Source organism: Pedococcus sp. P1_H8, from assembly GCF_056405175.1.
Map to the genome: position 1 here is coordinate 1 of NZ_JBFUCP010000081.1, position 584 is coordinate 584.

General features: G+C 69.0%; 1 protein-coding gene. It reads right to left on the reverse strand.

From position 1 onward, the window contains the following. A partial coding sequence (locus AC1DYG_RS18945) for an endonuclease/exonuclease/phosphatase family protein (protein WP_477641414.1) occupies window positions 1-546 on the reverse strand: 546 nt, incomplete at its 3' end. Window positions 547-584 lie beyond the last annotated feature (38 nt).

Sequence of the window (584 nt, forward strand, 5' to 3'; positions counted from 1 at the left end):
ACCCATCACCTCGGCGAGACGGTCCGCGACCCGTGCAGGTTGCAGGACACGAGGAATGCGCTGGTTGAAATCCCCGGCGACCACCGTCGGTGTCGACGGGTCAAAGCATTCGGCGAGCTCCTCGATCTGGTCGAGACAGTCGAGGTGCTCGGACCACGCCGTGGCGTCGCGTCGCCCGGTACTCACGTGTGCGCGGGCCCACGGGATGCAGACTGCGAGGATCCGGATCGGCCCGGCGGGTGCGGTAGCCAGCGCCGTCACGACCCTCCCGGCTCCGCCGCCCGTGGTGAGGCGGTCGACATCGGTGAGCGGCCAACAGGACCGGAGCAGCACCTTGCGGCGCTGCGGCTTGTCTTCGTAGSCCCAGTCGTTGCCAGCATCGACGACGTATCCGCCGTCTGGCAAGAGCCCGCTGCTGCCCTCCGTCACCACGAGGATGTCCGCGGACGCGTCGGCCAGCCGCTCACGAACGTGCGGCCCCCGTCGGCCAGCGGTAGGTGCCCATTCGGTGTTCCAGGTCGCGACGGTGATCTCGGTACTGTCCACGACACCACCCTACGACCGCGACTCCCCCAGCCCAGGAA